The sequence below is a fragment of the uncultured Blautia sp. genome (genome assembly GCF_902497045.1).
GTDB lineage: Bacteria > Bacillota > Clostridia > Lachnospirales > Lachnospiraceae > Blautia_A.
The window spans coordinates 1-2,300 of the sequence record NZ_CABVDF010000321.1 but is presented as its reverse complement, the minus strand read 5'-3'; the positions used below and the strand labels follow the sequence as shown (position 1 = coordinate 2,300).

Sequence of the window (2,300 nt, the reverse complement as noted above, 5' to 3'; positions counted from 1 at the left end):
AACATTTGGCTTCATAGAAGTATTTCTTCAGACTGCGATAGATTCCCAAAGGGAGGTGAGATTGTGATGGAAACAGAAAAAGCCGGTTATCTGGAAGAGGATTTTCGTTTGTTTCATCTTAAGGATCAGATAAAAAAAGAATATGTTTATCACTATCATGATTTTCACAAGATAGTTATCTTTCTGTCAGGCAGCGCTGTTTATCATATAGAAGGGAAGGCTTATCATCTGAAACCCTGGGATATCCTTCTGGTAAGCCGCGGCGCCATACATATGCCGGAGATTGATTTCTCAGTCCCTTATGAAAGATTTATTCTGTGGATCCGTGAAGATATTCAGAGCAGAGAACTGACTGCCTGTTTTCAGAAGGCTGCTGACCGAAGCTTCAGTCTGATCCGTCTCAGTTCTCATTTTCAGGAACGGCTGAAGGATATACTCTATGAACTGGAAACAACTCTTGCCGGACAGCAGTTTGGTGACGAACTGTTAAAAAAGGCACTTTTTACTCAGTTTATGGTACATATCAACCGGGTTTTTCTCCAAAAAGAATACATTACTGATAAAAAATCCTATTCTTCTGATTCTCAGGTGGAAAAACTGGTTCGTTACATCAATCGAAATCTGGAAAAAGATCTTTCTATTGATACGCTTGCCGGAGAATTTTTTCTCAGCAGATATCATATGATGCGAAAATTCAAGGAAGAGACAGGTTTTACCATACACAGTTATATTACAAGTAAACGTCTTCTTTTTGCCCGCTCTCTGATTGCGCAGGGAATTCCGGTGATGAAAGCATCAGAACAAAGTGGTTTTCACGATTATACAACCTTTGTGCGGGCCTATAAAAAACAATTTGGCAGTGCGCCTACCCAGGAGTGAGAGATAATCTTTCCTGGAAGGGACACTGCCATTTTTTTAGATGTTTTCTTTTTTCATAGCCTGATATCCGATCAGAACTGTCCAGACATAAGCACATGTTTTTGGAATCATAAGCATACCGACAGCCGGAACAGCATCAGCCCATAATACTACGGGGATATAGAAGCCGAAGCTCAGTACAATGGTCAGCCACATCCAGCGGAAAGCTTTGTCATTGTGTTCTTTTGCACTTTTATAAAACAGGACGATGACGATCAGTCCAAGAACAGCAAATGGGATATTTCTGTAAATTCCCCAGGATAAGGGAGCATTGGCGCTTGTCCACTGGTTCTGAGGAAACAGGCAGAGCGCGATACGGATGCCTGCCATCAGATATACCGCAGCAGTGATTTCCTTTTTGCCCTCCACATGATAGCGGTTTCTCCATACATAATATAAAAGAATATAAAAAACAGTCATAGTGATGGAAGTGATAAATTTACCAATGCCAAGTGCCGGAGCAAAGTTCTCCAGTCCTGTGGTGCACAGTGCATACGCACGGGGAACCAGATGAAATGCATCTCCGCATCCTAAAGTGACAGCCATAATGCCAAAAAGACGGAACTGCTTATGATCCTTACTTTCACGAATCATTTTGATACCGACAGCTACTACCAGTACCAGATAAACCACATCAAATAAAGTTTCTCCAATTGCCTGCATAATCATTCTCCTTTTCTTTGTGAACATTGTTCAATTTTGTTGAAAAAACATGTGCGGGAGGAGCGGTGTCTGCTCTTCCGCACGTTTTTTAGTAAATCAGTCTTCGGATCATTTCCTGAATGGAAGATCCGGAATTTCTTTTTTGAAGCATTTCTGAAAGGATCAGGGAAAAGACGATCTCTGAAAGCATTTCCGGTGAAAATGTATCGTCAAAGGCATCCGGCCGGATGTTTTTGTCATTTTTCAATGTCATACACAAGCCTTTTCGGATATGTTCCCAGGACTGTGCCATCAGTTGTTTTCCTCCTGATTTGTCTTCATTTACAAAACCAACAGAATGCAAAGTGAAAAAACCGGGATATTTTTCTTCTCCTTTTTTCAGACTGTCAAAAATCCATTGAATACAGTCAGAAAAACTGTCGAAACAATATTCCTGGTCCGGGAAATGAAAAATATCACACCAGACACTTTCCACAGCAGCAGCGATCAGTTCTGCTTTGGAGCGGAAGTAGTTGTAGATAGAACCTACAGATACACCGCATTCTCCGGCTACACTTCGGATATTTACCGCAGCCCATCCTTTATTTTGGATCAGTTTTCTGCTGGCATCCAGAATTGCTTCTCTTGAGGTAACTACTGTATTCATACGCGTTCTCCTTTTCTCAATATGAACAATGTTCATTATAGTGATTTAAAACAATTCTGTCAAGAGTATTTTA

3 protein-coding genes are annotated in these 2,300 nt (G+C 40.9%); 1 reads left to right on the top strand and 2 read right to left on the bottom strand.

All coding sequences use genetic code 11. The annotated features are described in order from the left end of the window. Positions 1 to 66: 66 nt before the first annotated feature. Positions 67 to 879, top strand: coding sequence for an AraC family transcriptional regulator (locus tag RDS42_RS14245; protein ID WP_308784239.1), 813 nt, complete (start codon positions 67 to 69; stop codon positions 877 to 879). 36 nt (positions 880 to 915) lie between these two features. Here RDS42_RS14245 and RDS42_RS14240 read toward each other — a convergent pair whose 3' ends face one another. Both RDS42_RS14240 and RDS42_RS14235 read right to left on the bottom strand, forming a co-directional pair. Beyond that, on the bottom strand, positions 916 to 1,581 hold the full coding sequence (locus RDS42_RS14240) for a hypothetical protein (RefSeq protein WP_308784238.1): 666 nt from the start codon (positions 1,579 to 1,581) through the stop codon (positions 916 to 918). An 88-nt stretch (positions 1,582 to 1,669) separates the two neighbouring features. Further along, a complete protein-coding gene (locus tag RDS42_RS14235) occupies positions 1,670 to 2,227 on the bottom strand; it encodes a TetR/AcrR family transcriptional regulator (protein ID WP_308784237.1) in 558 nt (185 codons plus the stop codon). Positions 2,228 to 2,300 lie beyond the last annotated feature (73 nt).

What these genes read in the sequence shown, in the direction of transcription:
- RDS42_RS14235 (WP_308784237.1), bottom strand. Translation starts at nt 2,227, where the DNA reads ATGAATACAGTAGTTACCTCAAGAGAAGCAATTCTGGATGCCAGCAGA.
- RDS42_RS14240 (WP_308784238.1), bottom strand. Translation starts at nt 1,581, where the DNA reads ATGCAGGCAATTGGAGAAACTTTATTTGATGTGGTTTATCTGGTACTG.
- RDS42_RS14245 (WP_308784239.1), top strand. Translation starts at nt 67, where the DNA reads ATGGAAACAGAAAAAGCCGGTTATCTGGAAGAGGATTTTCGTTTGTTT.